The sequence below is a fragment of the Klebsiella sp. JB_Kp004 genome, from assembly GCF_040065795.1.
GTDB lineage: Bacteria > Pseudomonadota > Gammaproteobacteria > Enterobacterales > Enterobacteriaceae > Klebsiella > Klebsiella quasipneumoniae.
On record NZ_JBEAKW010000032.1, the window covers coordinates 42,658 to 69,356 of the forward strand.

The 26,699-nt window shown below is 57.2% G+C and carries 24 protein-coding genes and 2 pseudogenes; 18 read left to right on the forward strand and 8 right to left on the reverse strand.

The genetic code is table 11. From position 1 onward, the window contains the following. Positions 1–8 precede the first annotated feature (8 nt). Positions 9–251 (forward strand): envelope stress response protein PspG, encoded by a 243-nt coding sequence (pspG, locus tag ABLX76_RS14030; RefSeq protein ID WP_004206297.1) that lies wholly within the window; start codon positions 9–11, stop codon positions 249–251. Between the two features lie 181 nt (positions 252–432). Here the strand turns inward: pspG and ABLX76_RS14035 are convergent, their stop codons facing one another. After that, entirely contained in the window at positions 433–1,416 is a 984-nt protein-coding gene (locus ABLX76_RS14035; protein WP_023291630.1) for a quinone oxidoreductase, read from the reverse strand. A 169-nt stretch (positions 1,417–1,585) separates the two neighbouring features. On the opposite strand from ABLX76_RS14035, the gene dnaB reads away from it, so the two are divergent. From dnaB to ABLX76_RS14065, 6 genes are all read left to right on the forward strand, one after another. Beyond that, on the forward strand, positions 1,586–3,001 hold the full coding sequence (dnaB, locus tag ABLX76_RS14040) for a replicative DNA helicase (protein WP_002884942.1): 1,416 nt from the start codon (positions 1,586–1,588) through the stop codon (positions 2,999–3,001). 31 nt (positions 3,002–3,032) lie between these two features. Further along, positions 3,033–4,112: an alanine racemase gene (alr, locus tag ABLX76_RS14045; RefSeq protein WP_047718370.1), complete on the forward strand. Its 1,080-nt coding sequence runs from the start codon at positions 3,033–3,035 to the stop codon at positions 4,110–4,112. A gap of 177 nt (positions 4,113–4,289) precedes the next feature. Further along, positions 4,290–5,483, forward strand: coding sequence for an aromatic amino acid transaminase (tyrB, locus tag ABLX76_RS14050; RefSeq protein ID WP_048296433.1), 1,194 nt, complete (start codon positions 4,290–4,292; stop codon positions 5,481–5,483). A gap of 191 nt (positions 5,484–5,674) precedes the next feature. Beyond that, complete coding sequence (gene aphA, locus ABLX76_RS14055; protein WP_087848895.1) at positions 5,675–6,388, forward strand: acid phosphatase AphA; 714 nt, start codon at positions 5,675–5,677, stop codon at positions 6,386–6,388. A gap of 131 nt (positions 6,389–6,519) precedes the next feature. Next, on the forward strand, positions 6,520–6,936 hold the full coding sequence (locus ABLX76_RS14060) for a secondary thiamine-phosphate synthase enzyme YjbQ (RefSeq protein ID WP_004206303.1): 417 nt from the start codon (positions 6,520–6,522) through the stop codon (positions 6,934–6,936). Between the two features lie 3 nt (positions 6,937–6,939). After that, a complete protein-coding gene (locus ABLX76_RS14065) occupies positions 6,940–7,296 on the forward strand; it encodes an MmcQ/YjbR family DNA-binding protein (protein ID WP_023291634.1) in 357 nt (118 codons plus the stop codon). On the opposite strand, the gene uvrA is transcribed toward ABLX76_RS14065, so the two are convergent. Continuing rightward, positions 7,297–10,122, reverse strand: coding sequence for an excinuclease ABC subunit UvrA (gene uvrA / locus ABLX76_RS14070; protein WP_004206306.1), 2,826 nt, complete (start codon positions 10,120–10,122; stop codon positions 7,297–7,299). 254 nt (positions 10,123–10,376) lie between these two features. On the opposite strand from uvrA, the gene ssb1 reads away from it, so the two are divergent. After that, entirely contained in the window at positions 10,377–10,901 is a 525-nt protein-coding gene (gene ssb1, locus ABLX76_RS14075; RefSeq protein WP_004151744.1) for a single-stranded DNA-binding protein SSB1, read from the forward strand. A 128-nt stretch (positions 10,902–11,029) separates the two neighbouring features. Here the strand turns inward: ssb1 and ABLX76_RS14080 are convergent, their stop codons facing one another. Then, the gene (locus ABLX76_RS14080) at positions 11,030–12,610 is read right to left on the reverse strand and encodes a lytic transglycosylase F (RefSeq protein WP_080901801.1); all 1,581 of its coding nucleotides are present in this window, start codon (positions 12,608–12,610) and stop codon (positions 11,030–11,032) included. Positions 12,611–12,897: 287 nt separating this feature from the next. Then, positions 12,898–14,064 carry an L-dopachrome tautomerase-related protein gene (locus ABLX76_RS14085; RefSeq protein ID WP_032454566.1) on the reverse strand — a complete coding sequence of 389 codons (1,167 nt, stop codon included), beginning with the start codon at positions 14,062–14,064 and terminating at the stop codon, positions 12,898–12,900. A 122-nt stretch (positions 14,065–14,186) separates the two neighbouring features. Between ABLX76_RS14085 and ABLX76_RS14090 the strand changes: the two genes are divergently transcribed. After that, entirely contained in the window at positions 14,187–15,134 is a 948-nt protein-coding gene (locus ABLX76_RS14090; protein ID WP_080901800.1) for a LysR family transcriptional regulator, read from the forward strand. A gap of 269 nt (positions 15,135–15,403) precedes the next feature. Beyond that, positions 15,404–15,757: an anti-adapter protein IraM gene (gene iraM / locus ABLX76_RS14095; RefSeq protein WP_023291644.1), complete on the forward strand. Its 354-nt coding sequence runs from the start codon at positions 15,404–15,406 to the stop codon at positions 15,755–15,757. A gap of 27 nt (positions 15,758–15,784) precedes the next feature. Here iraM and ABLX76_RS14100 read toward each other — a convergent pair. Then, positions 15,785–15,979, reverse strand: a pseudogene (locus tag ABLX76_RS14100) (inositol monophosphatase family protein); the annotation flags it as partial. Between the two features lie 25 nt (positions 15,980–16,004). On the opposite strand from ABLX76_RS14100, the pseudogene ABLX76_RS14105 reads away from it, so the two are divergent. After that, positions 16,005–16,247, forward strand: a pseudogene (locus ABLX76_RS14105) (ABC transporter permease); the annotation flags it as partial. A gap of 46 nt (positions 16,248–16,293) precedes the next feature. Here the strand turns inward: ABLX76_RS14105 and ABLX76_RS14110 are convergent. Beyond that, complete coding sequence (locus tag ABLX76_RS14110) at positions 16,294–16,575, reverse strand: YjcB family protein (RefSeq protein ID WP_002885064.1); 282 nt, start codon at positions 16,573–16,575, stop codon at positions 16,294–16,296. A 508-nt stretch (positions 16,576–17,083) separates the two neighbouring features. On the opposite strand from ABLX76_RS14110, the gene ABLX76_RS14115 reads away from it, so the two are divergent. Beyond that, on the forward strand, positions 17,084–18,688 hold the full coding sequence (locus ABLX76_RS14115; protein ID WP_277476055.1) for an EAL domain-containing protein: 1,605 nt from the start codon (positions 17,084–17,086) through the stop codon (positions 18,686–18,688). On the opposite strand, the gene soxS is transcribed toward ABLX76_RS14115, so the two are convergent. Then, positions 18,673–19,002, reverse strand: a complete 330-nt coding sequence (gene soxS, locus ABLX76_RS14120; protein WP_023291646.1) for a superoxide response transcriptional regulator SoxS — start codon at positions 19,000–19,002, stop codon at positions 18,673–18,675. The two genes, ABLX76_RS14115 and soxS, sit on opposite strands and share 16 nt — an antisense overlap. Positions 19,003–19,086: 84 nt before the next feature. On the opposite strand from soxS, the gene soxR reads away from it, so the two are divergent. The 4 genes from soxR (at position 19,087) to ABLX76_RS14140 (ending at position 24,007) form a co-directional block, all read left to right on the forward strand. Then, a complete protein-coding gene (soxR, locus tag ABLX76_RS14125) occupies positions 19,087–19,545 on the forward strand; it encodes a redox-sensitive transcriptional activator SoxR (RefSeq protein ID WP_004206331.1) in 459 nt (152 codons plus the stop codon). 259 nt (positions 19,546–19,804) lie between these two features. Next, positions 19,805–20,473: a glutathione S-transferase gene (locus ABLX76_RS14130; RefSeq protein ID WP_080901798.1), complete on the forward strand. Its 669-nt coding sequence runs from the start codon at positions 19,805–19,807 to the stop codon at positions 20,471–20,473. 390 nt (positions 20,474–20,863) lie between these two features. Then, a complete protein-coding gene (locus ABLX76_RS14135) occupies positions 20,864–22,213 on the forward strand; it encodes an NCS2 family permease (protein WP_004206333.1) in 1,350 nt (449 codons plus the stop codon). 147 nt (positions 22,214–22,360) lie between these two features. After that, positions 22,361–24,007, forward strand: a complete 1,647-nt coding sequence (locus ABLX76_RS14140; protein WP_004206334.1) for a Na+/H+ antiporter — start codon at positions 22,361–22,363, stop codon at positions 24,005–24,007. A 135-nt stretch (positions 24,008–24,142) separates the two neighbouring features. Here the strand turns inward: ABLX76_RS14140 and ABLX76_RS14145 are convergent, their stop codons facing one another. Continuing rightward, the gene (locus ABLX76_RS14145) at positions 24,143–25,024 is read right to left on the reverse strand and encodes a LysR family transcriptional regulator (protein WP_017900105.1); all 882 of its coding nucleotides are present in this window, start codon (positions 25,022–25,024) and stop codon (positions 24,143–24,145) included. A gap of 105 nt (positions 25,025–25,129) precedes the next feature. Here ABLX76_RS14145 and ABLX76_RS14150 point away from each other — a divergent pair, with 105 nt between their 5' ends. Continuing rightward, a complete protein-coding gene (locus ABLX76_RS14150) occupies positions 25,130–25,540 on the forward strand; it encodes a CidA/LrgA family protein (RefSeq protein WP_017900104.1) in 411 nt (136 codons plus the stop codon). Then, the gene (locus ABLX76_RS14155) at positions 25,533–26,222 is read left to right on the forward strand and encodes an LrgB family protein (RefSeq protein WP_080901797.1); all 690 of its coding nucleotides are present in this window, start codon (positions 25,533–25,535) and stop codon (positions 26,220–26,222) included. Before ABLX76_RS14150 ends, ABLX76_RS14155 begins: the two co-directional genes overlap by 8 nt. Positions 26,223–26,699: the final 477 nt, after the last annotated feature.

The following is a 26,699-nucleotide window of genomic DNA, read 5'->3' on the forward strand; positions in this document are numbered from 1 at the left end:
AGAGAGCCATGCTGGAACTGTTATTTGTCATCGGATTTTTTGTCATGCTGCTGGTCACCGGCGTATCGCTGTTGGGGATTATCGCTGCCATCGTGGTGGCTACGGCGCTGATGTTCGTCGGCGGTTTGTTTGCTTTAATGATTAAATTGCTGCCGTGGCTGCTGTTGGCGGTGGTGGTGGTGTGGGTTATTCGGGCACTGAAAACCCCGGACGGAAACGCTTTTCGCGACAATAACCGTTGGCGTTACTAAGGTATTGAGGGGTATGTCACAACCTGAACAATTTTGCACAGAACCGCGTAGGCATTACTGCGCAAATCTGTCACTATTAGCGCGTTAACGAATTCATCGCGCTGTACCCTACATACAGCCGAACTAAAAAAAAGTAAGGGCTTCCCAGGTGGAAGCCCTAAACTTTTGTCCCTTTGTCCGCTTACGGCAGCAGCAGACTCGACCCCTGTGTCACCCGGCTCTCCAGAACTTCATGCGCCCGTCGCGCTTCGGTCAGCGGATAGGTCTGACTTTCGGGCACGTCCACTTTAATCACGCCGCTGGCGATCAGCGAAAACAGCTCACTGCAGGCTTCCGCCAGCTCTTCCCGGTTGGTGATATAGCCCTGCAGCGATGGGCGGGTGACGTACAGAGAACCTTTCTGGTTCAGGATCCCCAGATTAACGCCGGTTACCGGGCCGGAGGAGTTGCCAAAGCTGACCATCAGGCCGCGGCGTTGCAGACAGTCCAGAGAGGCTTCCCAGGTATCTTTCCCTACCGAGTCATAGACCACGGCGACTTTCTTACCGTCGGTGAGCGCTTTGAGCCGCTCCGCGATAGGTTCTTCGCGATAGTTAATCACCTGCCAGGCGCCCGCCGCTTTGGCGCGCTGCGCCTTCTGCGCGCTGCCGACGGTGCCGATAAGTTTCGCCCCCAGCGCTTTCGCCCACTGACAGGCTATCAGCCCCACGCCGCCGGCGGCCGCGTGAAACAGGAACATCTCATCAGGCTTAATTTCATAGGTTTTACGCAGCAGATACCAGACCGTTAATCCCTTGAGGAACGACGCGGCGGCCTGTTCGAAAGAGATGGCGTCCGGCAGGACCGCCGCTTTGTCGGCCAGCACATTGTGCACCGTGCTGTAGGCGCCGAGCGCCGACTGGGCATACACCACCCGATCGCCTACCTTAATGTGCGATACCCCATGGCCAACTTTACTGACGACGCCGGCCGCTTCGGTGCCGAGGCCGCTCGGCAGAGACGGCGGCGGATAGAGGCCGCCACGAACATAGGTGTCGATATAATTGATACCGATGGCTTTGTTTTCGACCTGAATTTCATGCTCAGCGGGATCGCGGGGCGTGAATTCAACCGCCTGAAGCACCTCCGGCCCCCCGTGTTTTGAAAATTCGATGCGTGTTGCCATGTTCGCTCCTGTGTTGTTCTGAGATTATCCAGTAAGCTTAACAGCCTGCGGCGGCGGCGACGGATTTTCTTACCCGCCTCAGGCCAGTCACGCTGAATGGGTTCTTTAGCGGCAATGGCTTTCTCGCTATACTGTCACGCTCTTTTCCGTATCGGTGAAACGTTAGGCTATGGCAGGAAATAAACCCTTCAACAAACCACAGACAGAAACCCGCGAACGCGATCCGCAGCTCGCCGGGCTGAAAGTCCCGCCGCACTCGATTGAAGCGGAGCAGTCGGTGTTGGGCGGTTTAATGCTGGATAACGAGCGCTGGGACGACGTCGCCGAACGCGTCGTTGCCGACGACTTTTATACCCGTCCGCATCGTCATATCTTTACCGAGATGGCGCGCCTGCAGGAGTCGGGTAGCCCGATTGACCTGATCACCCTTGCGGAGTCGCTGGAGCGTCAGGGACAGCTGGACAGCGTGGGCGGCTTCGCCTATCTGGCTGAACTGTCCAAAAATACCCCCAGCGCGGCAAACATCAGCGCCTATGCCGACATCGTGCGCGAACGCGCGGTCGTGCGCGAGATGATCTCGGTGGCCAATGAGATCGCCGAGGCCGGCTTCGACCCGCAGGGGCGAACCAGCGAAGATCTGCTCGACCTCGCCGAGTCCCGCGTCTTTAAAATCGCTGAAAGCCGGGCCAATAAAGACGAAGGGCCGAAAAACATCGCCGATGTCCTCGACGCCACCGTCGCCCGTATCGAACAGCTGTTCCAGCAGCCCCACGACGGCGTTACCGGAGTCAACACCGGCTACGACGACCTCAACAAAAAGACCGCCGGCCTGCAGCCGTCGGATCTGATTATCGTCGCCGCCCGTCCGTCGATGGGTAAAACGACCTTCGCCATGAACCTCGTGGAAAACGCAGCGATGCTGCAGGACAAGCCGGTACTCATCTTCAGTCTCGAGATGCCCTCGGAACAGATCATGATGCGTTCTCTGGCCTCGCTGTCGCGCGTCGATCAGACCCGCATTCGTACCGGTCAGCTGGACGATGAGGACTGGGCGCGGATCTCCGGCACCATGGGCATTCTGCTGGAAAAACGTAACATCTATATCGATGACTCCTCCGGCCTGACGCCGACGGAAGTGCGTTCCCGCGCGCGGCGTATCGCTCGCGAGCACGGCGGCATCGGGCTGATTATGATCGACTACCTGCAGCTGATGCGCGTGCCGTCGCTCTCCGACAACCGTACCCTCGAGATCGCCGAAATCTCCCGCTCGCTGAAGGCGCTGGCCAAAGAGCTGCAGGTGCCGGTGGTGGCGCTGTCGCAGCTGAACCGCTCGCTGGAGCAACGTGCCGATAAACGCCCGGTCAACTCCGACCTGCGTGAGTCCGGCTCTATCGAACAGGATGCCGACTTAATCATGTTCATTTACCGTGATGAGGTCTATCACGAGAACAGCGATCTGAAAGGCATCGCGGAAATTATCATTGGTAAACAACGTAACGGCCCGATCGGCACCGTGCGACTGACCTTCAACGGCCAGTGGTCGCGTTTCGATAATTATGCTGGCCCTCAGTATGATGATGAGTAATCCTTCCTCCTTCTTTAATTAAGGAATTCAAATGCAAGCGGCAACTGTAGTTATCAACCGCCGCGCTCTGCGACACAACCTGCAACGTCTGCGTGAACTGGCGCCTGCCAGCAAACTGGTTGCGGTGGTGAAAGCGAACGCCTACGGACACGGTCTTCTTGAGACCGCGCGAACGCTGACCGACGCCGACGCTTTTGGCGTCGCCCGCCTGGAAGAGGCGCTGCGCCTGCGAGCGGGGGGGATCGCCCAGCCGATCCTCCTGCTGGAAGGCTTTTTTGCGGCGGAAGACCTGGCGGTGATCGCCGCTCAGCGTCTGCATACGGCGGTGCATAGCCCCGAACAGCTGGCGGCGCTGGAGCAAGCCGACCTCCCCGAGCCGGTGACCGTGTGGATGAAACTGGATACCGGTATGCATCGCTTAGGGGTGCGCCCGGAGGAAGCTGAGGCGTTTTATCAGCGTCTGAGCCAGTGCAAAAACGTCCGCCAGCCGGTCAACGTGGTGAGCCACTTCGCCCGCGCCGATGAGCCGACCTGCGGCGCCACCGAACGGCAGCTGGATATCTTCACCACCTTTACCGAAGGCAAGCCGGGATGGCGCTCTATTGCCGCCTCGGGTGGCATCCTGCTGTGGCCGCAGTCGCATTATGACTGGGTGCGTCCGGGCATTATCCTGTATGGCGTGTCGCCGCTGGACGATCGCTCCACCGGGAAAGATTTTGGCTGTCAGCCGGTGATGACCCTGACGTCCAGCCTGATTGCCGTGCGCGAGCATAAAGCAGGGGAGCCCGTCGGCTACGGCGGCACCTGGATCAGCGAACGCGACACTCGGCTCGGCGTGGTCGCGATGGGCTATGGCGACGGTTATCCGCGCGCCGCGCCGTCGGGCACCCCAGTGCTGGTCAATGGCCGCGAAGTGCCGATTGTCGGCCGGGTGGCGATGGATATGATCTGTGTTGACCTCGGCCCGCAGGCCGAGGATAAAGCCGGCGACGCGGTGGTGCTATGGGGAGAGGGACTCCCGGTAGAGCGCATCGCCGAGATAACGAAAGTGAGCGCTTACGAACTTATTACGCGACTGACCTCCCGCGTCGCCATGAAATACCTCGACTGAGCCTCGTTCGTACCGGATAGCTCAGACGCTGGTCCGGTACGCAATCGGTATAGCCGCGGACAAAAAAGCGGTTTATACCGCTGCGCAGTCACTTTCCCCTCAACATCCTCTCGACCTGCCGTCATATCCGGTTTATTGTGTAAGAACCTGCCCTATGTAAACCTGGAGATACATCGCGTGTTTCAAAAAGTTGACGCCTACGCCGGCGACCCAATTCTTTCTCTGATGGAACGCTTCAAAGAAGACCCGCGAAGCGACAAAGTCAACCTGAGTATCGGGCTATATTACAACGATGACGGCATTATCCCGCAGCTGCAGGCGGTGGCGGAAGCGGAAGCGCGCCTGAACGCCGAGCCGCACGGCGCCTCGCTGTATCTGCCGATGGAAGGGCTGAGCGGCTACCGCCAGGCGATTGCCCCGCTGCTGTTTGGCGCAGAGCATACCGCGCTTAAGCAAAACCGCATCGCCTCCATTCAGACGGTCGGCGGTTCGGGCGCGCTGAAGGTCGGGGCCGACTTCCTCAAACGCTACTTTCCTGAGTCTCATGTCTGGGTCAGTGACCCGACCTGGGAAAACCACATCGCCATATTTGAAGGGGCTGGCTTCGAAGTAAGTACTTACCCCTGGTTTGATAAAGCCACCAACGGCGTGCGCTTTGAAGCGCTGCTGGCGACGCTGCAAACGCTGCCGGCGCGCGACATTGTGCTGCTGCACCCCTGCTGCCACAACCCGACCGGCGCCGACCTGACGCCGGAACAGTGGGATCGTGTGGTGGAGATCCTGAAAGCGCGTCAGCTGATCCCGTTCCTCGACATTGCCTACCAGGGCTTTGGCGCAGGGCTGGAAGAGGATGCCTACGCCATTCGCGCCATCGCCAGCGCCGGGATGCCGATGCTGGTCAGCAACTCTTTCTCCAAAATTTTCTCCCTGTACGGGGAGCGCGTCGGCGGCCTGTCGGTGGTCTGTGAAGACAGTGAAACCGCAGGCCGCGTGCTGGGCCAGCTGAAGGCCACCGTGCGCCGCAACTACTCCAGCCCGCCGAGCTTTGGCGCGCAGGTGGTGGCGACGGTGCTGAACGATGCCGGGCTGAAAGCCACCTGGCAGGCGGAAGTGGACGCCATGCGCGCGCATATCCTGACCATGCGTCAGGCGCTGGTCGACGCGCTGCAGCAGGTTGCTCCGGGCAGCAAAGTGGATTATCTGCTCAAGCAGCGCGGGATGTTCAGCTACACCGGCTTCAGCGCGGCGCAGGTGGATCGCCTGCGCGACGAGTTTGGCGTCTACCTGATTGCCAGCGGACGTATGTGCGTGGCGGGGTTAAACTCACGTAATGTTCAGCAGGTAGCGAAAGCCTTTGCCGCGGTAATGTAAGCCGCTCTCCAGCAGGTTGTCTCTGCCGGTCAACGGGCAGGGGCAACCCCCTCTGATTGTGATCATCCTCTTTTTCTATGACATCTGCGCGAAAAAGGCTTTTCATCCCTGCCGCCTGCGGGTAAGGTCGGGACGTTACTAAGCATGCACATTATTGAAAACAATAATGATTGATAGATTTAGGGATAAATATGCGCAAACTTACTCTCGCCCTTGCGGCGGCCTCTCTCCTGTTCACGCTGAACAGCGCCGTCGTGGCGCGCGCCTCCACGCCGCAGCCGCTGTGGGTCGGTACCAACGTGGCCCAGCTGGCCGAGCAGGCGCCGATCCACTGGGTTTCGGTGGCGCAAATTGAGAACAGCCTGCTGGGGCGCCCGCCGATGGCCGTCGGTTTTGATATCGATGACACCGTCCTCTTCTCCAGTCCCGGTTTCTGGCGCGGGCAAAAAACCTTCTCCCCCGGCAGTGAGGATTACCTGAAAAACCCGCAGTTCTGGGAAAAAATGAACAACGGCTGGGACGAATTCAGCATGCCAAAAGAGGTGGCGCGCCAGCTGATTGCCATGCATGTGAAGCGTGGCGACAGCATCTGGTTCGTCACCGGCCGCAGCCAGACCAAAACAGAAACCGTTTCTAAAACCCTGCAGGATTATTTCCTCATCCCGGCCGCCAATATGAACCCGGTAATTTTCGCTGGCGATAAGCCGGGTCAGAACACCAAGACCCAGTGGCTGCAGGCGAAGCAGATAAAGGTTTTCTATGGCGACTCGGATAACGACATTACCGCTGCCCGCGAGGCGGGCGCCCGCGGGATCCGCGTGCTGCGCGCCGCCAACTCCTCCTACAAGCCGCTGCCGATGGCCGGCGCGCTGGGCGAAGAAGTGATCGTCAATTCCGAATACTGATGGGCGCCTGAACGGGATAAACGGCAGCGGTGACGCTGCCGTTTTTTTATGCAAAATCCGGGGTGGAAGGTTTTACCTTTTCACGTATTGCTGCACACTTAGAGGGATTCATTCGCAAAAAGGAGTCGATGATGTGGTATCAGCAAACCCTGACGCTTGGGCCTAAATCCCGTGGTTTTCATCTGGTCACCGACGAAATCCTCGGCCAGATCCGCGGGCTGTCCGGGGTGAAGGTCGGCCTGCTACACCTCCTGCTCCAGCATACTTCCGCTTCCCTGACGCTCAACGAAAACTGCGATCCCACCGTCCGGTATGACATGGAGCAGTATTTCCTTAACGCCGTGCCGGACAATGCGCCGTACGAACATGATTATGAAGGCCCTGACGATATGCCGTCGCACATCAAATCCTCGATGCTTGGCGTGTCGCTGATGCTGCCGGTCGAGGACGGACGCGTCAGGCTGGGGACCTGGCAGGGCATCTGGCTGGGGGAGCATCGGATACACGGCGGTTCGCGGCACATCGTTGCGACGCTCATGGGGGAATAAAAGATGACAATTTCGGAGTTATTGCAGTACTGCATGGCGAAGCCGGGAGCAGAGCAGAGCGTCCACAGCGACTGGAAAGCCACGCAGATTAAGGTCTCGGACGTGCTGTTTGCCATGGTGAAGGAGGTCGAAGACCAGCGGCCGGCGGTTGCGTTGAAGGCGAGTCCGGAGCTGGCGGAGCTCCTGCGGCAGCAGCATCGCGACGTCCGGCCCAGCAAGCATCTCAATAAAGCGCACTGGAGCACCGTCTTTCTGGATGGCTCGCTGCCGGATTCGCAAATCTACTACCTGGTCGATGCGTCTTACCAGCAGGCGGTGAAAATGCTGCCGGAGCCGGTCCGGCAGCAGCTTTCCCGCTAATTATTTCAGCATCGGCTTCAGGAAGCGCGCGGTGTGCGAGGCTTCGCACTCAGCGACGGTTTCCGGCGTACCGGAAACCAGAATTTCGCCGCCGCCGCTGCCGCCTTCCGGGCCGAGATCGACAATCCAGTCGGCAGTTTTTATCACGTCGAGGTTGTGCTCAATCACCACGATGGTATTGCCCTGATCGCGCAGCTGGTGCAACACTTCCAACAGCTGCTGGATATCGGCGAAGTGCAGACCGGTGGTTGGCTCATCGAGGATATACAGCGTCTGCCCGGTACCGCGTTTGGACAGCTCGCGCGCCAGCTTGACGCGCTGTGCCTCGCCGCCGGAGAGCGTCGTCGCCGACTGGCCAAGGCGAATATAGGTCAGCCCGACGTCCATCAGCGTTTGCAGCTTACGCGCCAGCGCCGGAACCGCATCGAAGAACTCACGGGCTTCTTCAATGGTCATATCCAGCACTTCATGAATCGTTTTGCCTTTGTACTTAATCTCCAGCGTTTCGCGGTTATAGCGTTTGCCTTTGCACTGGTCGCACGGTACGTAGATATCCGGCAGGAAGTGCATCTCGACCTTGATCACGCCGTCGCCCTGGCAGGCTTCACAGCGGCCGCCGCGCACGTTAAAGCTGAAGCGGCCCGGCGTGTAGCCACGCGAACGTGATTCCGGCACCCCGGCGAAGAGCTCGCGCACCGGCGTAAACACCCCGGTATAGGTCGCGGGGTTGGAGCGCGGCGTACGGCCGATCGGGCTCTGGTCGATATCGATGACTTTATCGAAGTGCTCCAGCCCCTGAATATCGCGATACGGCGCCGGTTCGGCGATGGTCGCCCCGTTAAGCTGACGCTGGGCAATCGGGAACAGGGTATCGTTGATCAGCGTGGATTTACCCGACCCTGAAACGCCGGTAATACAGGTGAAGAGCCCCACCGGCAGCGTCAGCGTTACGTCTTTCAGGTTGTTACCGCGCGCGCCGGTCAGTTTGAGGACTTTCTCCGGATCGGCGGGCACGCGCTGCTTCGGCACTTCAATTTTGCGCTTGCCGCTCATGAACTGGCCGGTCAGGGATTCCGGGACGGCCATAATGGCCTCCAGCGGCCCTTCCGCCACCACCTGGCCGCCGTGGACCCCGGCCCCAGGGCCGATATCGATCACATGGTCGGCGGCGCGAATGGCGTCTTCGTCATGCTCAACGACGATCACCGTGTTGCCTAAATTACGCAGGTGGATCAGGGTCCCGAGCAGGCGCTCGTTATCGCGCTGGTGCAGGCCGATGGAGGGCTCATCCAGGACGTACATCACGCCAACCAGTCCGGCGCCAATCTGGCTCGCCAGACGGATACGCTGGGCCTCGCCGCCGGAGAGCGTTTCCGCCGAACGGGAGAGCGTCAGGTAGTTGAGGCCGACGTTGACGAGGAACTTCAGGCGATCGCCAATCTCTTTCAGCACTTTTTCGGCGATTTTCGCCCGCTGGCCGGAGAGTTTCAGATTGTTGAAGAAGTCCATCGCGTGGCCGATGCTCATATCGGAAATGGTCGGCAGTGGGGTGTTTTCCACAAACACGTGGCGCGCCTCGCGGCGCAGACGCGTACCGTCGCAGCTGGCGCACGGGCGATTGCTGATGAACTTCGCCAGCTCTTCGCGCACCGCGCTGGATTCCGTCTCTTTGTAGCGGCGCTCCATGTTATGCAGCACGCCTTCGAACGGATGGCGGCGTACCGAGGTGTCGCCGCGGTCGTTCATGTATTTGAATTCAATATTCTCTTTACCGGAACCGTACAGGACCACTTTCTGCACGCTGGCGCTGAGAGTGCCCCACGGCGCTTCGACGTCGAACTTGTAGTGCTCCGCCAGCGACTTCAGCATCTGGAAGTAGTAGAAGTTACGTCGATCCCAGCCGCGGATGGCGCCGCCCGCCAGCGACAGCTCCGGATTTTGCACCACGCGATCGGGGTCGAAATATTGCTGCACGCCGAGGCCGTCGCAGGTCGGGCAGGCGCCCGCCGGGTTGTTGAAGGAGAACAGGCGCGGCTCCAGCTCGCGCATGCTGTAGCCGCAGATCGGGCAGGCGAAGTTGGCGGAAAACAGCAGTTCTTCCGCTTTCTCATCATCCATATTGGCCACGATGGCGGTACCGCCGGAGAGCTCCAGCGCGGTTTCAAACGACTCGGCCAGACGTTGCGCCAGATCGTCGCGGACCTTGAAGCGGTCAATTACCACCTCGATGGTGTGTTTCTTCTGCAGCTCCAGCTTCGGCGGATCCGAGAGATCGCAGACTTCGCCGTCGATCCGTGCGCGGATATAGCCCTGGCTGGCGAGGTTTTCCAGCGTTTTGGTGTGCTCGCCTTTGCGCTCTTTAATGATGGGCGCGAGCAGCATCAGGCGCTGACCTTCCGGCTGAGAGAGCACGTTATCGACCATCTGGCTGACGGTCTGCGCCGCCAGCGGCACGTCGTGGTCCGGACAGCGCGGCTCGCCGACGCGGGCGTACAGCAGACGCAGGTAGTCGTGAATTTCGGTAATCGTACCCACCGTCGAGCGGGGGTTGTGAGAGGTTGATTTCTGTTCGATGGAAATCGCCGGCGACAGCCCTTCGATATGGTCGACGTCCGGCTTCTCCATCAGCGACAGGAACTGTCGCGCATAGGCGGAGAGCGATTCGACGTAGCGACGCTGGCCTTCGGCATACAGGGTGTCGAAAGCCAGTGAAGATTTGCCAGACCCGGAAAGCCCGGTGACGACAATGAGTTTGTCGCGCGGGATAACGAGGTTGATGTTTTTGAGATTATGGGTGCGGGCGCCCCGAACTTCGATCTTATCCATTCACCTTTCCCGGTAGGTAGATACACGGATTGCCTGGTTTGCTTGAAGGACAAACGGCAGAAACGGCTAATTATGACACAATTTAACCTGTCTGGATATACAGTATTGGAATGGCGCTGCGGGAAGCGTGTGAAAATTTGCATAGCGGCGGCATGTTTTCTGGAATTGGCTTAGCAGCTATCAAATTGTCCCTTTGTGGTGTTAGAATTCCCGGTTTACACTTATACAAAACGTATTATTCAGGAGATTCGATCATGGCCAGCAGAGGCGTAAACAAGGTGATTCTCGTCGGTAATCTGGGGCAGGACCCGGAAGTACGCTACATGCCAAGTGGCGGCGCAGTCGCCAACTTCACGCTGGCAACTTCCGAATCCTGGCGTGACAAGCAGACCGGCGAAATGAAAGAGCAGACTGAATGGCACCGCGTTGTGCTGTTCGGCAAACTGGCGGAAGTCGCTGGTGAGTACCTGCGTAAAGGCTCTCAGGTGTACATTGAAGGCCAGCTGCGTACCCGCAAGTGGACCGATCAATCCGGTCAGGACAAATACACCACTGAAGTGGTGGTGAACGTTGGCGGCACCATGCAGATGCTGGGCGGCCGTCAGGGCGGCGGCGCACCGGCAGGCGGCGGCCAGCAGCAGGGCGGTTGGGGTCAGCCTCAGCAGCCGCAGGGCGGCAACCAGTTCAGCGGCGGCGCGCAGTCCCGTCCGCAGCAGCAGGCTCCGGCAGCGCCTTCCAACGAACCGCCGATGGACTTCGACGACGATATCCCGTTCTAAGGCTTGCCTTAGACGCAATAGCCGCGTAGTTAAAACAGAAAGCCCCGGTTTCGCCGGGGCTTTTTTTATGATTATTCCACCACCGCCTCAGGAGTCGTTTTGACCACTGATCGCGGATCGCGAGCGCTTCAGGCCGCGGGCACCTGAGCGGTTGCGGGCGTCGCCACGCCTGGCTGCGGTGCGGCGGGCTGTGTCGCTGGCCTCTGCCGCGGCGCGGCCGTCGCTTTTTGTTTGCGGGCCATGTCATCGACGATCAGCCGATAGGCGATGTAATACTTATAGATATTGCTGACGTAGGTCACCGTTTCCGCGCCGATTTTTTCTGCCGCCAGATTTTCGACATTACCGAACCAGACGTTTGGATCAAACCCGCGCTGTTTGGTCATGGTGCGCAGGCGGGCGATACGCGCTGGACCGGCGTTGTAGGAAGCAAAGGTAAATAGCGCTTTATCCAGCCGGGTCATGGGCTCATCAGCATAGTATCGATCTATCATCCAGCGCATATATTTCACGCCAGCATGAATGTTGGGATCCAGCTGTTTAATATCGCCCACCTTCAGCTCTCTTCCGGTGCTGGGCATCACCTGCATCACCCCGACGGCGCCGACGTGGCTTCGAACCGACTGGTTCAGCCGCGACTCCTGGTATCCCTGGGCCGCCATCAGCAGCCAGTCGACATCGTAGCGATCGCCATATTTACGGAAGACGTCCACCATGGCGAGGAACTTGCGCCGTTCCTGACTCGCTGCGGCATTTTTGACATATTTAGCGTTTTTCAGGTAACGCAGCAGGAGAGTATTGCCCAGCGTGGTGCCCTGACGATTCTTTTTCACGAAGTTGTTCAGCAGCGCCAGCAGCTGTGGACTGTCCTGGCGTACCGCCCACGCAATGTTGCCGCCGTCGCGCAGCACCACGTTGTCATGGACCTGGATTTTCGGAAACACCTGTTTCCAGAAAACAGCTTTATGCTGATCGACGACGATCAACGGCACCAGCCCGGCGTTGAGCATTTCCAGCAGATCTTCATCCTCCAGCGCTTCCGGCGCCGCTTCCAGGGTAACCGGCGGTCTTGACTCACTGGCAAATCGGGCGTTCAGCGCTTGCAGACTGTCGTAATAGCTGGAGGAGCGGCGAACAAAGACTGTTTGACCGGAGAGCTGCTCCAGGCTGTCGACCTTTGGCGACGCCGGGCCGGAGATCAGCAACTCTTTGACGCCGCTGTAGAGCGGCTGAGCGAAAGCGGCCTGGGCTTCCCGCGACGAAGTGATGGTCAGGTTGGCGGCGACGATATCCCCTTTACCTTCATTGAGCGCGGTGAAGAGATTATCCCGGCTGACCGGCACGAAAACGATATGCAGCTTCAGGTGGCGCTGTTTCAGCTTTTTATCCCTGGCCAGCTGTTTATTCAGATCTTTTTCCAGCGCCATGAAAATGTCGTGCGTCGCTCCGCGTTGGGTTCCCTTATCAATAAAAAAGAAGGTCTTGCTGTAGGTGGTTAATACCCGGATGGTGCGCCGATCAAGCATGCCAGGCAGATCGCCTTTCCACGGCTGCAGCATGTCGTCGATATGGATTGACAGCGTGTTGTCTTCGGTTGCCACCGGCGGCGCTTTTTCCGCCTCCGCCGCAAGCAGGATAGGGGCGAATAACAGCGTCGCGAGGCAGGTGAGCCAGGCGATAAACAGGCGTGATAGCAAGTTGGCGTTCATGGAGGAACACTCCGCAGGGGGATGTGTTTATTTTAGCAGAACGGCTGCCGTTAGCCGGATTCAATAATAGGAAAATAACGCTGATAAACCTGAACATGCCGCCGAGTATCGTTCGGCAGATTATTATTATTTGGCTATGCAGGAAGGGAAAAGAGAATAGCGAAGAAGGAAGATCTGATGATATTTCAGGGCCAGTCATAAGGCTTCCGTTTGCGTTAATTATCGGCAGATATTATTGCGGTTGAATAAACCCCAGGCAGGCCCGTTGGGCCTGCCTGCTGTGTGGATCAGGGCTGCACCACTTTCCAGATGGTATATTTCTCTTCGCCCGGTTTTACCGCCTGAGCAAAGTGCTGGTTTAAATGGCTGGCGGTGAACATTACCGCGCCGTCCGGGCCGATAGTCGGCGTATCGGGCCAGTATACGCGCTCGTCAGCGGCCAGCAGGGTGAACTGTCCGCTCTGCGGGCGATACCGGACAATACCGTTATGGGTCACATCGGTGATATAGAGCGCGCCATGCTTATCGACCACGATGCCATCGCTATTCCCGCCGACCTCACCCGCTGTACGGATGGCGGCGGCGAGTTGTCGTTCGCTCATGGCGGGATCGCGCAGCGCGGCGGTGGCGATGGTCCGCGCCGTGGTGCCGGTGGTGACCGTCCAGTAGAGGGTTTCCTGGTCCGGTGACAGCGCGATACCGTTGATGCCCAGAATAATGGGATTGCCCGGCCAGACGGTTTCCCCATGGGACGTCACCTGCAGGCCGGCAACCGGCATCAGCGCCGGGTGCTTATTCAGTACCCGGCGAACCGTCCCACGCTGAGCATCCACAACGATCAGTCCGGCCTGGTTATCCGGCGCGCTGCGCAGGCCGCTGTCGGCGATATAGGCCACCCGGCGCGCTTCATCGACCACAATATCGTTAAGAAAGCTCCCTTCACGATCGGCAACGCTGTCGAGCGGAATACGCTGCACCAGTTTGCCGTCGCTGAGCGCATAAATCATGATCTTTTGCGCCTCCGGCGGCGCCGTCTTTTCGCCGGCGACAAAGCCCTGATCTAATGCCCACAGCCAGCCGTTGCGGTGGTCGACATAAAAGCCCAGCACATTGCGCAGGTGCGTGCGGGGATCGGCGCTGATGCTGTTCGCCTCGGTGGATGGAAAGGCGGTAAGGCGTGCGGGGCCGCTCAGCGACGCGGTATCGAGCAGGCTGAGCGTAGCGGGCGCCTGGGGCGAGATCAGGCGTGGGGTACTGACAAACGCCCGGCCAGCGGCGTCAAAATGCAAGCCCGCGATGGGGGCATCGACGGAGCGCGCATCGACGCGCTGCTCCCAGGTTACTCCGGCATAACTGCGCCAGAGCGCTAAATGGGCGGGGTCGTCGGCTCCTGCCGCCAGCGCGTTCTGTCCCAGGGACAGTAGGCCGAGAATAACAAGTGAAAAACGATGCATTATGGTCTCCAGGAAGCAGAAAAACGAGAGAGGGTTGGTTAGCTCTGGTAAAGGATTTTATTAATTCCCCTGGCGAAGATAAGATGCCGGGAATGACAATCATTTGTTCTCTGGAGAACCAAATGGCCCGGCGGTTTGATTATCTTTCGGATGTGGAAGTGTTTCTGGCTGTGGCCGAGCGCGGGTCATTTACCGCCGGCGCGGTGGCGCTATCGTCAACGCCGTCGGTGCTCAGCCGGGCCGTCACCCGTCTTGAGACGCGCCTGGGATGTCAGCTGCTGCGCCGTTCCACCCGGCGGATCAGCCTGACTGAGGCCGGAAATGCTTACCTGATTCAGGTCCGCCAGGCATTTGAGGTGCTGGATAATGCCGAACGGGAGGCGCAGGGGCAAGAAGGGTCGCTGTCCGGACGCGTAAAGCTGAGCGTACCCACCACCTGGGGACACTACCGTCTGCCGCCGCGCCTGGCGCTGTTCCGTCAATTACATCCCGACGTACAGATTGAGCTGAATATGACCAACCGTAATGTCGATATTATCGCCGAAGGTTTCGACCTGGTGGTGCGCCAGGGACATTTACCCGACAGTGGTCTGGTGGCAAAAAAACTGGAGGATGCCGGGCTATGTCTGGTGGCCTCGCCGGCTTATTTATGCTCTACGACGCAACCGCTCAATAAAATAGCCGATTTGCGCCATCATTCATGCCTGACATTTATTTTGCCGGCGACGGGAAAAGTTGCGGAATGGGTATTTCGTGAAAATGACCAGGATATTAACTGGCTACCGCCTTCCTCCCTGCATGTTTCTGATGATGTGCTCGGGGTAGTCTCGTTGGCCCTCGCAGGGGCGGGGATCTGCCAGAGCTATGCGTTTATTGTGCAGGAGGCGGTGGCGCGTGGGGAGCTGGTCCCTGTGCTTCCAGCATTCGCCGGACGCTCACGGCCTTTCTCGGTCGTTTACCCGCCGCATAAAAGCCAGTCAGCCGCCGCACGGGCGTTGATTGCGCTGCTGACCCTGCCGGCGGAAGCTTTGGCGACGCTCAGCGCCACATCGTCTGATACGAATGGATGAAGACTCATCCAAAGGGACTAATACATATTGTCAATTATTTTTATTTAATCTTATTTTTTATTGTATTTTCTTTTCTTAGGTTGATTTGTTTCTATTTTTATAGCGTCTAATCATTAATCTCTCGACGAAAAGTAAACGTTACTAATAATTGAGTATGTTGTTAGGAATTGTCTTAAGTCAAATAATTGTCAGGGATGCTTGCAGTTTATATTAATGAATGCTATCACTATATACGGTAACAATTTGTAGCATTTATATAAGGAAGGAATATGAAATGGACTATTCTTAATACTCTGATCTGCCCGCAATCCGGCATCGCCTTTTCGGCGATATCCAGCCTGCGTTTCTTAAAATTTATTATGTGGTACGAGGCCGATGTGATCCTGCTGCCTGGCGAGACAATGAAGCTCTATTCCTCAAGAGTTTTAATTAATGACCAGTATCATTCATTAAAAATCTACAATATTGCGGTGTACGACGAGGCGCAGTGGGAAATATTACGCGAGCGGCCATCGTGCCCATACCATGCCGGCGGCGAGCGGTCTGACTCCTGTTTTTACCAGTCCTTTTGCGCGATTAAGCGCTGCCCGAATAATATTCCCCGCAGCGAAACCTGGCGGTAGTCAGGCCACGCCGGGGGCGGTGTAGCGTCATTTCTCCAGCAGGGCGGCCAGTCGTGGCTGGACGCCTGCGCAGCCGGCCAGCACGCGGTTACCTCGCCGCAGCCCCTCATTGGCGAGAAACGCATTGCACGTTCCGCCCGCCTCCTCAATCAACAGCATGCCTGCCAGCGCGTCCCAGCTGTTCATATGCGCTTCATAATAGGCATGGAGCTGGCCGGCGGCGTTATCAGAGCAGACATCATCCACCCCGGGGATCGTTGCCGCCAGCATCTTTGTTTTTCTGGAGTCGTTGGATGAGTTTATCGGCACCTTCTTCGTCGGGGCGCCGGATGTCACTACGCTGCCGCTGCTGCTCTATAACGCCAGCATATCGGGTAACTATCAGGTTTCGTCGATTACCGCGCTGATTTTGCTGGCGCCATCGCTGCTCTTTATGGTGGTGATCCATAAATTTATGCGTCCGGAGATGATGGCGAAACTGGGGAAATAAGGGCTGCAGAAAACGAAAAAGCTTCCCGGTGGGAAGCTTTTTAACCTCAGGTCATCATCATTGGCCATTCTGGCGGTGTCTGACTCATGACTTCAATCATCACGTCTTTGATATTGCCCCAGATTTTGGCAATATCGAGCAGGGTGATGCCGAGCAAACCGGTGGCGAACCAGCAGGCGGCGGCAAGGCCGAGGCAGCTGCAGATCACTGCCAGACCGGCATAATCGCTTTTGCGAAGTTGGATATTCAGTGAACTGGCAAGAAACATCAGTACCGCGCTCACCAGGGGCCAGCGCAACAACACAACACTGGTAGTAATGGAAGCCATTAACCTGTCCTCAAAGAAAGTCGGGGAGCCATGGACGACCTGGCGCGACTGACGATGGCATAGCGCTCTGGTCTCAACTGGCGTACTAGAGAGTGATGAAACGCCATTTCTGTTTCATCAACTTGTGTGAACTATATCACACTTGGCGCTTTATTCACCAGTCAAAAAATGAGCTTTCGCTGCGCTTAATAACAATGTTATTTATGTGGATATTAGTAAGTAAACTCCGATGGTCTTATTTTCATTCTCTTGCTAATGATTATTATTCTGCGGGTTTTATTACTTGTTCTTGTTTAATACACGGAGAAACCGAGTCAGAAGCGCGTCTATTCTTAATCTTGGCGGAATATCTTCCGAATACCTGATAAATAAGTATTATTCTTCCCTGTCAGTGGTAAAGCTGACGCCCGTGAGGGCTGGCGGAAATCTGCTGATGTCTATCGCAGTCGCGATTGCTAACGTGTTTGGGCTACCTTAATTAAGGCATATCGCATGGATGTAAGCGTAAATGGGTGACAGTGCGCCGCAAAAGGCGCTAAGGCTCATCGGAACGGGTTTGGTTATTTTATTGCCAGTAGTACTGGCATTGTGGTTTGCCCAACTGCGGGCGAAAGCCGAAACCATTGATCAATTACACTCATTTTCGCAGCTGGCGCTGCAAAAAACGGAAATGGTCATCCGCGAAGCGGATCAGGCTCGGGCGAAAGCCAGCCAGTATCGCGGGGAGCTGTGCTCAGCGGACCATCAGCGTTATTTATTGCATATTGTTCGCGGCCTGCTGTATGTGGAAGATCTGATCTACGCTAACGGCCAGCGCTTTATCTGTTCAACGTCCGTTCATCAGCAAACCGGCTGGCGGATGCCGGCGGCCAATTACACCAAAAAGCCGGATGTCGCGATTTACTATTACCGGGACACGCCGTTTTATCCCGGCTTTGCCATGAATTATATGCAGAAGGGGCCCTATGTGGTGGTGGTCAATCCCTTCTCGTACAGCTCGGTAATCGCCAGCGATCGCGATTTAGCCTATGGCGTGTTCGATACCAAAACCAACCTCTTTTTCTCGGTGAGTAACAATGTCGAGCCCGCGGAGCTCCATGCGTTAATTCGCGAAGGCGATACCTTTTTTAATCAGAATGGCCGGGTGTATACGATAGCCCGCTCCGCTATCCGGCCGATCGCCGTCATTATGTCCACCTCGCGGGCCAGCTATTATCATAACTTTTGTGACCAGGCCAGCCTGACGCTGCCGCTGGGGATCATTTGCAGTATTTTACTGGTGCTGGTGTGGTCGCGCACCCGCCGGCAGTATCACTCGCCGCGCAATATGCTGCAGCGGGCTCTGAGCTGCCGCCAGCTGCGCCTGCACTACCAGCCGATTATCGATATTAAAAATAACCGCTGCGTCGGGGCGGAAGCGCTGCTGCGCTGGCCAGGGTTTGACGGTCCGGTGATGAACCCGGCGGAGTTTATTCCGCTGGCGGAAAATGAAGGCATGATTGCCCAGGTGACGGACTACGTGGTGGATGAGCTGTTTTACGAAATGGGAGAGTTTCTTGCCAGCCATCCGCAGCTGTACGTGGCGATCAATCTCTCTGCGTCGGATTTCCACTCGGCGCGGCTGATTTCACAGATCAGTGAGAAAGCGCGCAGCTATGCGGTCTGTATCGGGCAGATCAAAATCGAAGTAACCGAGCGGGGGTTTATCGACGTACCGAAGACCACGCCGGTGATTCAGGCGTTCCGCGAAGCGGGCTATGAAATTGCCATCGATGATTTCGGCACCGGCTATTCGAATCTGCATAATCTGCACGCCCTGAACGTCGATATCCTTAAAATCGATAAAACCTTCGTTGATACGCTGACCACCAACAACACCAGCCACCTGATTGCCGAACACATCATCGAGATGGCGCGCGGGTTGCGTCTAAAGACTATCGCGGAAGGCGTGGAGACGCCTGAGCAGGTAAGCTGGCTCTACAAGCGCGGCGTGCAGTATTGCCAGGGCTGGCTGTTTGCGAAAGCGATGCCGGCGCGGGAGTTTATGCAGTGGTTAGCCAATGCGCCCGCGCCCGTGAACGTGCCTCAGCCGTCGCGTCACGCGGAGATCTGATGGCGGTAGTCGCTGGGGGTGCGGTCGAACTCCCGGCGGAAAACCCGCGAGAAGGTTTGCTGCGAGACGTAGCCCAGATCCATGGCGATATCAAAGATCGGCCGCTGGGTGGTTCGCAACGCCTCCGCCGCCAGCAGCAGACGGCGCTGACGAATATAATCCCCCAGCGTCTGATGCATCACGGTGCGGAACATCCGCTGCAGGTACCACTTCGAGTATCCTGACTTTCTGGCGACTACATCAATGTTAAGTGGTTGATCGATATGTTCATCAATCCATTCAATCAGTGTTTGAATAATATCCTGATGGGACATAAAGCGGCCTCTCTCAATTCTCGATTCGTCGTTTTGTCTGCGGGCGAGTATAATTCCTCAAGTTAACTTGAGGTAAAGCGCTTTATGGAAAAGAAATCACCCCGCATCAAAATGCTGCTGACGCCCGGGGAAGTGGCAAAACGAACCGGCGTGGCGGTCTCGGCCCTCCATTTTTATGAGAGTAAAGGGCTGATCCACAGCCAGCGGAATGCCGGCAATCAGCGGCGCTACCGGCGCGATGTCCTGCGCGCGGTGGCGATTATCAAAATTGCGCAACGTATCGGCATCCCTCTGGCCACCATCGGCGACGCGTTTGGCGTGCTGCCGGAAGGGCACAATCTCAGCGCAAAAGAGTGGAAAATGCTGTCATCACAGTGGCGCGAGGAGCTGGACCGGCGTATCCACACCCTGACGGCGCTGCGCGACCAGCTCGACGGCTGCATCGGCTGCGGCTGTTTATCGCGGCGCGACTGCCCGCTACGCAACCCGGGCGATAAACTGGGGGAAGAGGGGACCGGCGCCCGGCTGCTGGAGGAGGAGTGATAAAACTAAAGCGCCACAACTGGGCGCTTTAGTTGTTTTCCGGTCTTGGTCTTTCGCATTATCTCGTTGGTTCACGAGAGGGTTTCCCCCGACGTCGACGTCCCTCAGTATTGCGCAATCTGTTGATGGAGGTTCCGGTTTGCGTCGACACTTTAACTATGGCATCTGCCGCCGTTTTTTCCTCACTATTTTGCCGAAATTTTCCCGGCAATCAGCGCCTGTTCCTATAGTTAATTTGAACAAACCACGGGAGAGGCCCATGCTGACGGTACATCATCTTAATCAGTCACGATCGCAACGCGTACTGTGGGCGCTTGAGGAGCTACAGCTGCCTTATCAGATAGTCCGCTATCAGCGGGAAAAGTCGATGCTGGCGCCAGCGGCATTGAAGAAAATCCACCCGCTGGGTAAATCGCCAGTGCTGGAAGACAACGGCAATGTGCTGGCGGAGTCCGGAGCGATCCTTGAGTATTTGCAGGAGAGCTGGGACAGCGATGGGCTGCTGAAGCCACAGGGCGCGGATGACAAACTGCAGTACCGCTTCTGGCTGCACTATGCCGAAGGCTCGCTGATGCCGCTGCTGTTAATGAAGTTGGTGTTTGCCAGCCTCGGCAAACCCCCGGTGCCCTTTGGCGTCCGCTCGCTGGGCTCGCTGCTGGGCAAAGGTATCCAGAAAGCGTGGCTCGATCCTCAGCTGGCCACCCATGCGCGGTTCATTGACGACCATCTTGCCACGCGGCCATGGTTTGCCGGCGATCGGCTGAGCATGGCCGATATCCAGATGAGCTTCCCGGTGATGGCGCTGCTGGCCCGCGGCGGCATGCATGATCTTCGCCATATTGAGGCCTGGCGACAGCGGGTGGAGCAGCGCCCGGCCTGGCAGCGGGCTATCGAGCGCGGCGGCCCCTTCACCTTACCCGGCGCCTGAAGTATCAGCGGATCCGATGACGCGGCTAAATGAAAGCAACTCACTAAAAAATTGTTAGCGGATTGCGCATGGACGATAACGTTTGCGCATCGGCTGGTTATTTTCTGTTCGTCATAAGCGAAATTTAGCGAAATACGATAAACATCGGTTGAAAAGGGTTATCTAAAGGCCGGATAATCGTTTGCCTTTCTGTTTTACTCCCTCTTTTTTCTGCTAGCCGGGGGGAGTTGATAAGGTTGACACACTGTAGTGTATGCGCGGAGTTAAACGTTTGCTTTTTTGCGGCCCCCCTGGCGCTGCGATTCGGTACAAGGAGATCGCGTTTAACTGGCAGTGGAAGGTCCACCACGCATATCAACGAACAATAAAAATTTTCAGGGGAAGTTTTCTATGTCTACGCCTTCAGCGCGTACCGGCGGTTCATTAGACGCCTGGTTTAAAATTTCGGCGCGCGGTAGCACCGTGCGTCAGGAGATTGTTGCAGGTCTTACTACCTTTCTGGCAATGGTGTACTCCGTCATCGTGGTGCCGGGCATGCTCGGAAAAGCGGGCTTCCCGCCGGCCGCGGTGTTTGTTTCTACCTGTCTGGTGGCGGGCGTTGGCTCGCTGGCGATGGGATTATGGGCAAACCTGCCGATGGCCATCGGCTGCGCTATCTCGTTGACCGCTTTCACCGCCTTCAGCCTGGTGCTGGGGCAACACATCAGTATTCCGGTGGCGCTCGGCGCGGTATTCCTGATGGGCGTCCTGTTTACGGTGATCTCGGCAACCGGCATCCGTAGCTGGATCTTGCGCAACCTGCCGCAGGGCGTGGCCCACGGTACCGGGATCGGGATCGGTCTGTTCCTGCTGCTGATTGCCGCCAATGGCGTTGGCCTGGTGATCAAAAACCCGCTGGACGGTCTGCCGGTGGCGTTGGGGAACTTTGACAGCTTCCCGGTGGTGATGTCGCTGATTGGCCTCGCGGTGATCATCGGTCTGGAAAAAATGAAGGTACCGGGCGGTATTCTGCTGACCATTATCGGCGTGTCGATTGTCGGCCTGATTTTCGATCCTAACGTCCATTTCTCCGGGATTTTCGCCATGCCATCCCTGAGCGATGACCAGGGCAACTCGCTGATTGGCAGTCTGGATATCGTCGGCGCGCTAAATCCGGTCGTGCTGCCCAGCGTACTGGCCCTGGTGATGACGGCGGTCTTTGACGCTACCGGCACCATCCGCGCGGTGGCCGGTCAGGCGAACCTGCTGGACAAAGACGGACAGATCATCAACGGCGGTAAAGCGCTGACCACCGACTCCCTGAGCAGCGTCTTCTCTGGCTTAGTCGGGGCGGCGCCGGCGGCGGTGTATATCGAATCGGCGGCGGGTACAGCAGCCGGCGGTAAAACCGGCCTGACCGCGGTGACGGTAGGGGTCCTGTTCCTGCTGATCCTGTTCCTCTCTCCGCTCTCTTATCTGGTGCCGGCCTACGCGACCGCGCCGGCGCTGATGTACGTCGGCCTGCTGATGCTGAGCAACGTGGCGAAGATCGATTTCAATGACTTTGTTGACGCCATGGCTGGCCTGATCACCGCGGTGTTTATCGTGCTGACCTGCAACATCGTGACCGGCATCATGATCGGTTTCGCGACCCTGGTGATCGGCCGTCTGGTCTCCGGCGAGTGGCGCAAGCTGAACCTCGGCACGGTGATTATCGCTGTGGCGCTGGTGGTGTTCTACGCCGGCGGGTGGGCGATTTAAACCCTTTGTGCTCCTCACGGGCGGCTCAGGCCGCCCGTTTTATTTTTAAGCCACATCCTGTTTCCATTTGCGTTAATCTGGGTAGCGTATGATTCAAAGGCAAGACGCCTCACAGGTATAAAAGAAAACGCAGCAAACAGGGAACACATGGAAATATTCTTTACCATCCTCATCATGACCCTTGTGGTCTCACTCTCCGGGGTAGTGACGCGCGTACTGCCCTTTCAGGTTCCACTCCCACTGATGCAAATCGCCATTGGCGCGCTTCTGGCGTGGCCGACCTTTGGTTTGCATGTTGAATTTGATCCAGAGCTGTTTCTGGTCCTGTTTATCCCGCCGCTGTTGTTCGCCGACGGCTGGAAAACGCCAACTCGCGAATTCATTGAGCACGGGCGCGAGATCCTCGGCCTGGCGCTGGCGCTGGTGGTCGTAACGGTGGTCGGCATCGGCTTTCTGATCTACTGGATTGTGCCGGGCATTCCGCTGATCCCGGCGTTCGCGCTGGCGGCCGTGCTGTCGCCGACCGATGCCGTGGCGCTCTCGGGTATCGTCGGGGAAGGGCGGATACCGAAAAAAATCATGGGTATTTTGCAGGGTGAGGCGCTGATGAACGACGCCTCCGGCCTGGTCTCGCTCAAGTTTGCCGTCGCGGTGGCGATGGGCACCATGGTCTTTACCGTCGGCGGCGCCACCGTCGAGTTTCTGAAAGTGGCGATTGGCGGCGTGCTGGCCGGGTTTGTGGTGAGCTGGTCGTATGGCCGCTCGATGCGCTTCCTCAGCCGCTGGGGCGGTGACGAGCCCGCCACGCAGATCGTCCTGCTGTTCCTGCTGCCGTTTGCCTCCTATCTGATTGCCGAACATATCGGCGTCTCCGGCATTCTGGCGGCGGTGGCGGCAGGGATGACCATCACCCGTTCCGGCGTGATGCGTACCGCGCCGCTGGCGATGCGCCTGCGCGCCAACAGCACCTGGGCGATGCTGGAGTTTGTCTTTAACGGCATGGTGTTTCTGCTGTTGGGCCTGCAGCTGCCGGATATCCTCTCCAGCTCGCTGGTGGCGGCGGAAGCCGACCCCAATGTCGAGACCTGGATGCTGTTTACCGACATCATCCTGATCTATGCCGCGCTGATGCTGGTGCGTTTTGGCTGGCTGTGGTCGATGCGTAAGCTTAGCCAGCGCTTCCTTAAGAAGAAACCGATGGAGTTTGGCTCCTGGACCACGCGCGAGCTGCTGATCTCCTCCGTTGCCGGGGTGCGCGGGGCGATTACCCTCGCCGGTGTGCTCTCTATTCCGCTGTTGCTGCCGGACGGGAATGTCTTTCCGGCGCGCTATGAGCTGATTTTCCTCGCCGCCGGGGTGATCCTGTTCTCGTTGTTCGTTGGGGTGATTGCGCTGCCGATCCTGCTGCGCCACATTGAATCGAGCGATAATGTGCAGCAGCGGAAAGAGGAGCGTCTGGCGCGCGCGGCGACGGCGGACGTGGCGATTGTGGCGATCCAGAAGATGGAAGAGCGGCTGGCGGCGGATACTAAAGAGAATATCGATAACCAGCTGCTGACCGAAGTCAGTTCGCGGGTGATCGGTAACCTGCGCCGCCGCGCCGATGGTCGTAACGATGTGGAAACCTCGATGCTCGAAGAGAGCCTGGAGCGGCGCTTCCGCCTGGCGGCGCTGCGCTCTGAGCGCGGTGAGCTGTACCATCTGCGCGCCACCCGGCAGATCAGTAACGAGACGCTGCAGAAGCTGCTGCACGACCTCGACCTGCTGGAAGCGCTGTTGATCGAAGATCAGTGATCGTCAGACCCGGTGGCGTAGCGCCGCCGGGTGATCTCTCGTAACGCACGTGTGCCCGCGGGCAGCTGACGCCTTACCGGGCCGACAACCTCCGCGGTATCCACCCGATGCGCACCAGCCTGGCGCCGCCAGGCGTTATTCCAGCCAGAACGCTTTACTGCACGCCAGCCAGGCCTCAGCGCTGCGCGACATATACACGCCTTCCCGCCAAATCATCCCCAGCTCCCAGCGCAGCTCGCTTTGCAATGGGATCCAGCAAAAGTTCTGCGGGTCGAGACGCTGGCAAATCGGCTCCGGCAGGATCGCCACGCCAATGCCGGCCTGCACCATGGCGGCGAGAAAATCCCACTGACCGCTGCGCACAGCGATCCGCGGCTTCACGTCGTGCTCGCTAAACAGGCGCATCAGCTGCTGGCTGAGGGCAAATTCCTCGTTGTAGATAACCAGCGGATGCGCCGCCAGCTCCGCCGGCGAGAGCGACGTTTTGCCTTCCCACGCCGCGGTCCTGGGCGTCAGGACGCACAACGGGTGGTTGAATAACGGCAGGGTGGTGAGGCTGCTACCCTCTTCGATGGGCAGGGCGGTCATCGCCATATCAAGTTCGCCATTGCTGACCGCCTGCTGAACCGTCAGGCCGCCAAACTCGGCGATTTTCAGCTCGACGCCCGGGTAGCGCTGGCGGAAACGGCTGATCGGCTCCGCCATCAGCATCCCGACCATCGGCGGAATGCCAAGACGCAGCACCCCCTTATGCAGGTGATTGATATCGCTCAGCTCTGACTCCAGCTGGCTGAACTCGCCGAGGATCGCCTGGCCGCGTTCAAAAACCACGCGCCCGGTATCGGTAAGCAGCAGTTTGCGGCCGTCGCGGATCAACAGCGTGCAGTTCAGTTCATCTTCGAGATTTTTGAGCATCTTGCTGATGGTGGGCTGTGTGACAAACAGCTTTTCCGCCGCGCGAGTAAAACTCTGCTGACGAACCACTTCAACGAAATAGCGCAGCGTTCGGATATCCATAATTATTCCCTGAGACTATACCTGCGATGATTTTAATTCATTTCTGTCCGCGTCGGCGGCTCTCTATACTGCATGCCTGACTTCTTTTTTTCAGGACTATCGCTCATGGCCTTCGCGCCAGCTCGCGTGACGCCCATGGTCATGCAACGTCTTCTGGTACCCGTTCAGGTACTTATCTATGCCGGACTGTTCGTCTGCGCTGAATATTTGGTTAGCTGGCTACGCCTGCCGCTTCCGGCGAATCTGGTCGGGATGCTGATCATGCTGGCGCTGATTGTCTGCCGGGTGATTCCTTTAAACTGGGTGCGGGCCGGCGCCCGCTGGCTGCTGGCGGAAATGCTGCTGTTTTTCGTGCCGGCAGTGGTGGCGGTCGTTAACTATGTGCAGCTGCTGATGGTTGATGGTTGGCGTATTTTTCTGGTGATTGGTTTAAGTACCATGATGGTGCTGGGCGCAACCGCCTGGGTGGTTGATAAAGTGTATCGCTATGAAGTTAGCAGGATGAAACATGAGTGATTTTCAGCTGAGCGTCCTGTGCCTTCTGGTCACACTGGGGCTTTATTTTGCCAACAAGCGGCTATATCGCCGCTTCCATAAACTCCCATTGATGCCGCTGGTGTTAACCCCGATCCTGTTGGTGATGATTCTGGTATTTGGCCATATCTCCTATAAAAGCTATCTGGGAGAGACCCACTGGCTTCTGTGGCTGCTGGGCCCGGCAACGATTGCTTTCGCCGTGCCGGTATATGACAACCTGGCGATTATTAAGCGCCACTGGATGTCACTCACCGCCGGGGTGACCACCGCGTCGGTTGTTGCGGTGACCAGTTCGGTCTGGCTGGCGAGATGGTTGACGCTGCCTGATGAGATCCAGCGGAGCCTGGCTGTGCGCTCGGTAACGACGCCCTTTGCCCTTGCCGCAGCGAAGCCGCTGGGCGGCCAGCCTGATTTAGTCGCTCTGTTTGTTGTTGTCACCGGGGTATTCGGTATGGCGATAGGTGATGTACTGTTTCTGCGACTTTCTATTCGCGCAGGAATGGCGAAAGGAGCGGGGTTTGGCGCAGCATCACATGGCGCTGGTACCGCACGATCTTATGAGCTTGGCCCACAGGAGGGCGTCGTCGCCAGCCTGGTGATGATGCTTTCCGGAGTCGTGATGGTGCTGGCCGCGCCTTTGGTGCGCTGGGCACTGTTTTAAAAGTCACTCGGCGCTCATTTCAGCTATTTTTTACGGATTAACCTGGTGGCATGGTGATTAATGGAACAACTTGATTGGGGATTTATCACTATCTCTGATTGTTGCCAGGGAAAATAATCCTTAATTAATCTTAGTTCTAATATTATTTATTGATAACCCTTGTCTGGTTTTTCTTTAATCCGCCATGATTATTCTTAATTATTTATCGATAATTTGTAACCAAATGTTTCTATTTGAATATTTTTTTATTTACTATATTTATTTGTATGTGTTTGAATATTTTAATAATGAATATTTTGATATTATAACTCAATGATTTTATTTGTATATTTTTAATGCATATATGATGGTTATTAATGACAGACATTTATGACTTTGAATTAGCCTTTCTTCTATTGTTGAGAATGCTCCTGGTTTCCGTTATCTTGTTTGCGTGAGCTTTTATTATTGAATGGATTCAAGTGGAATTAAAGCTCT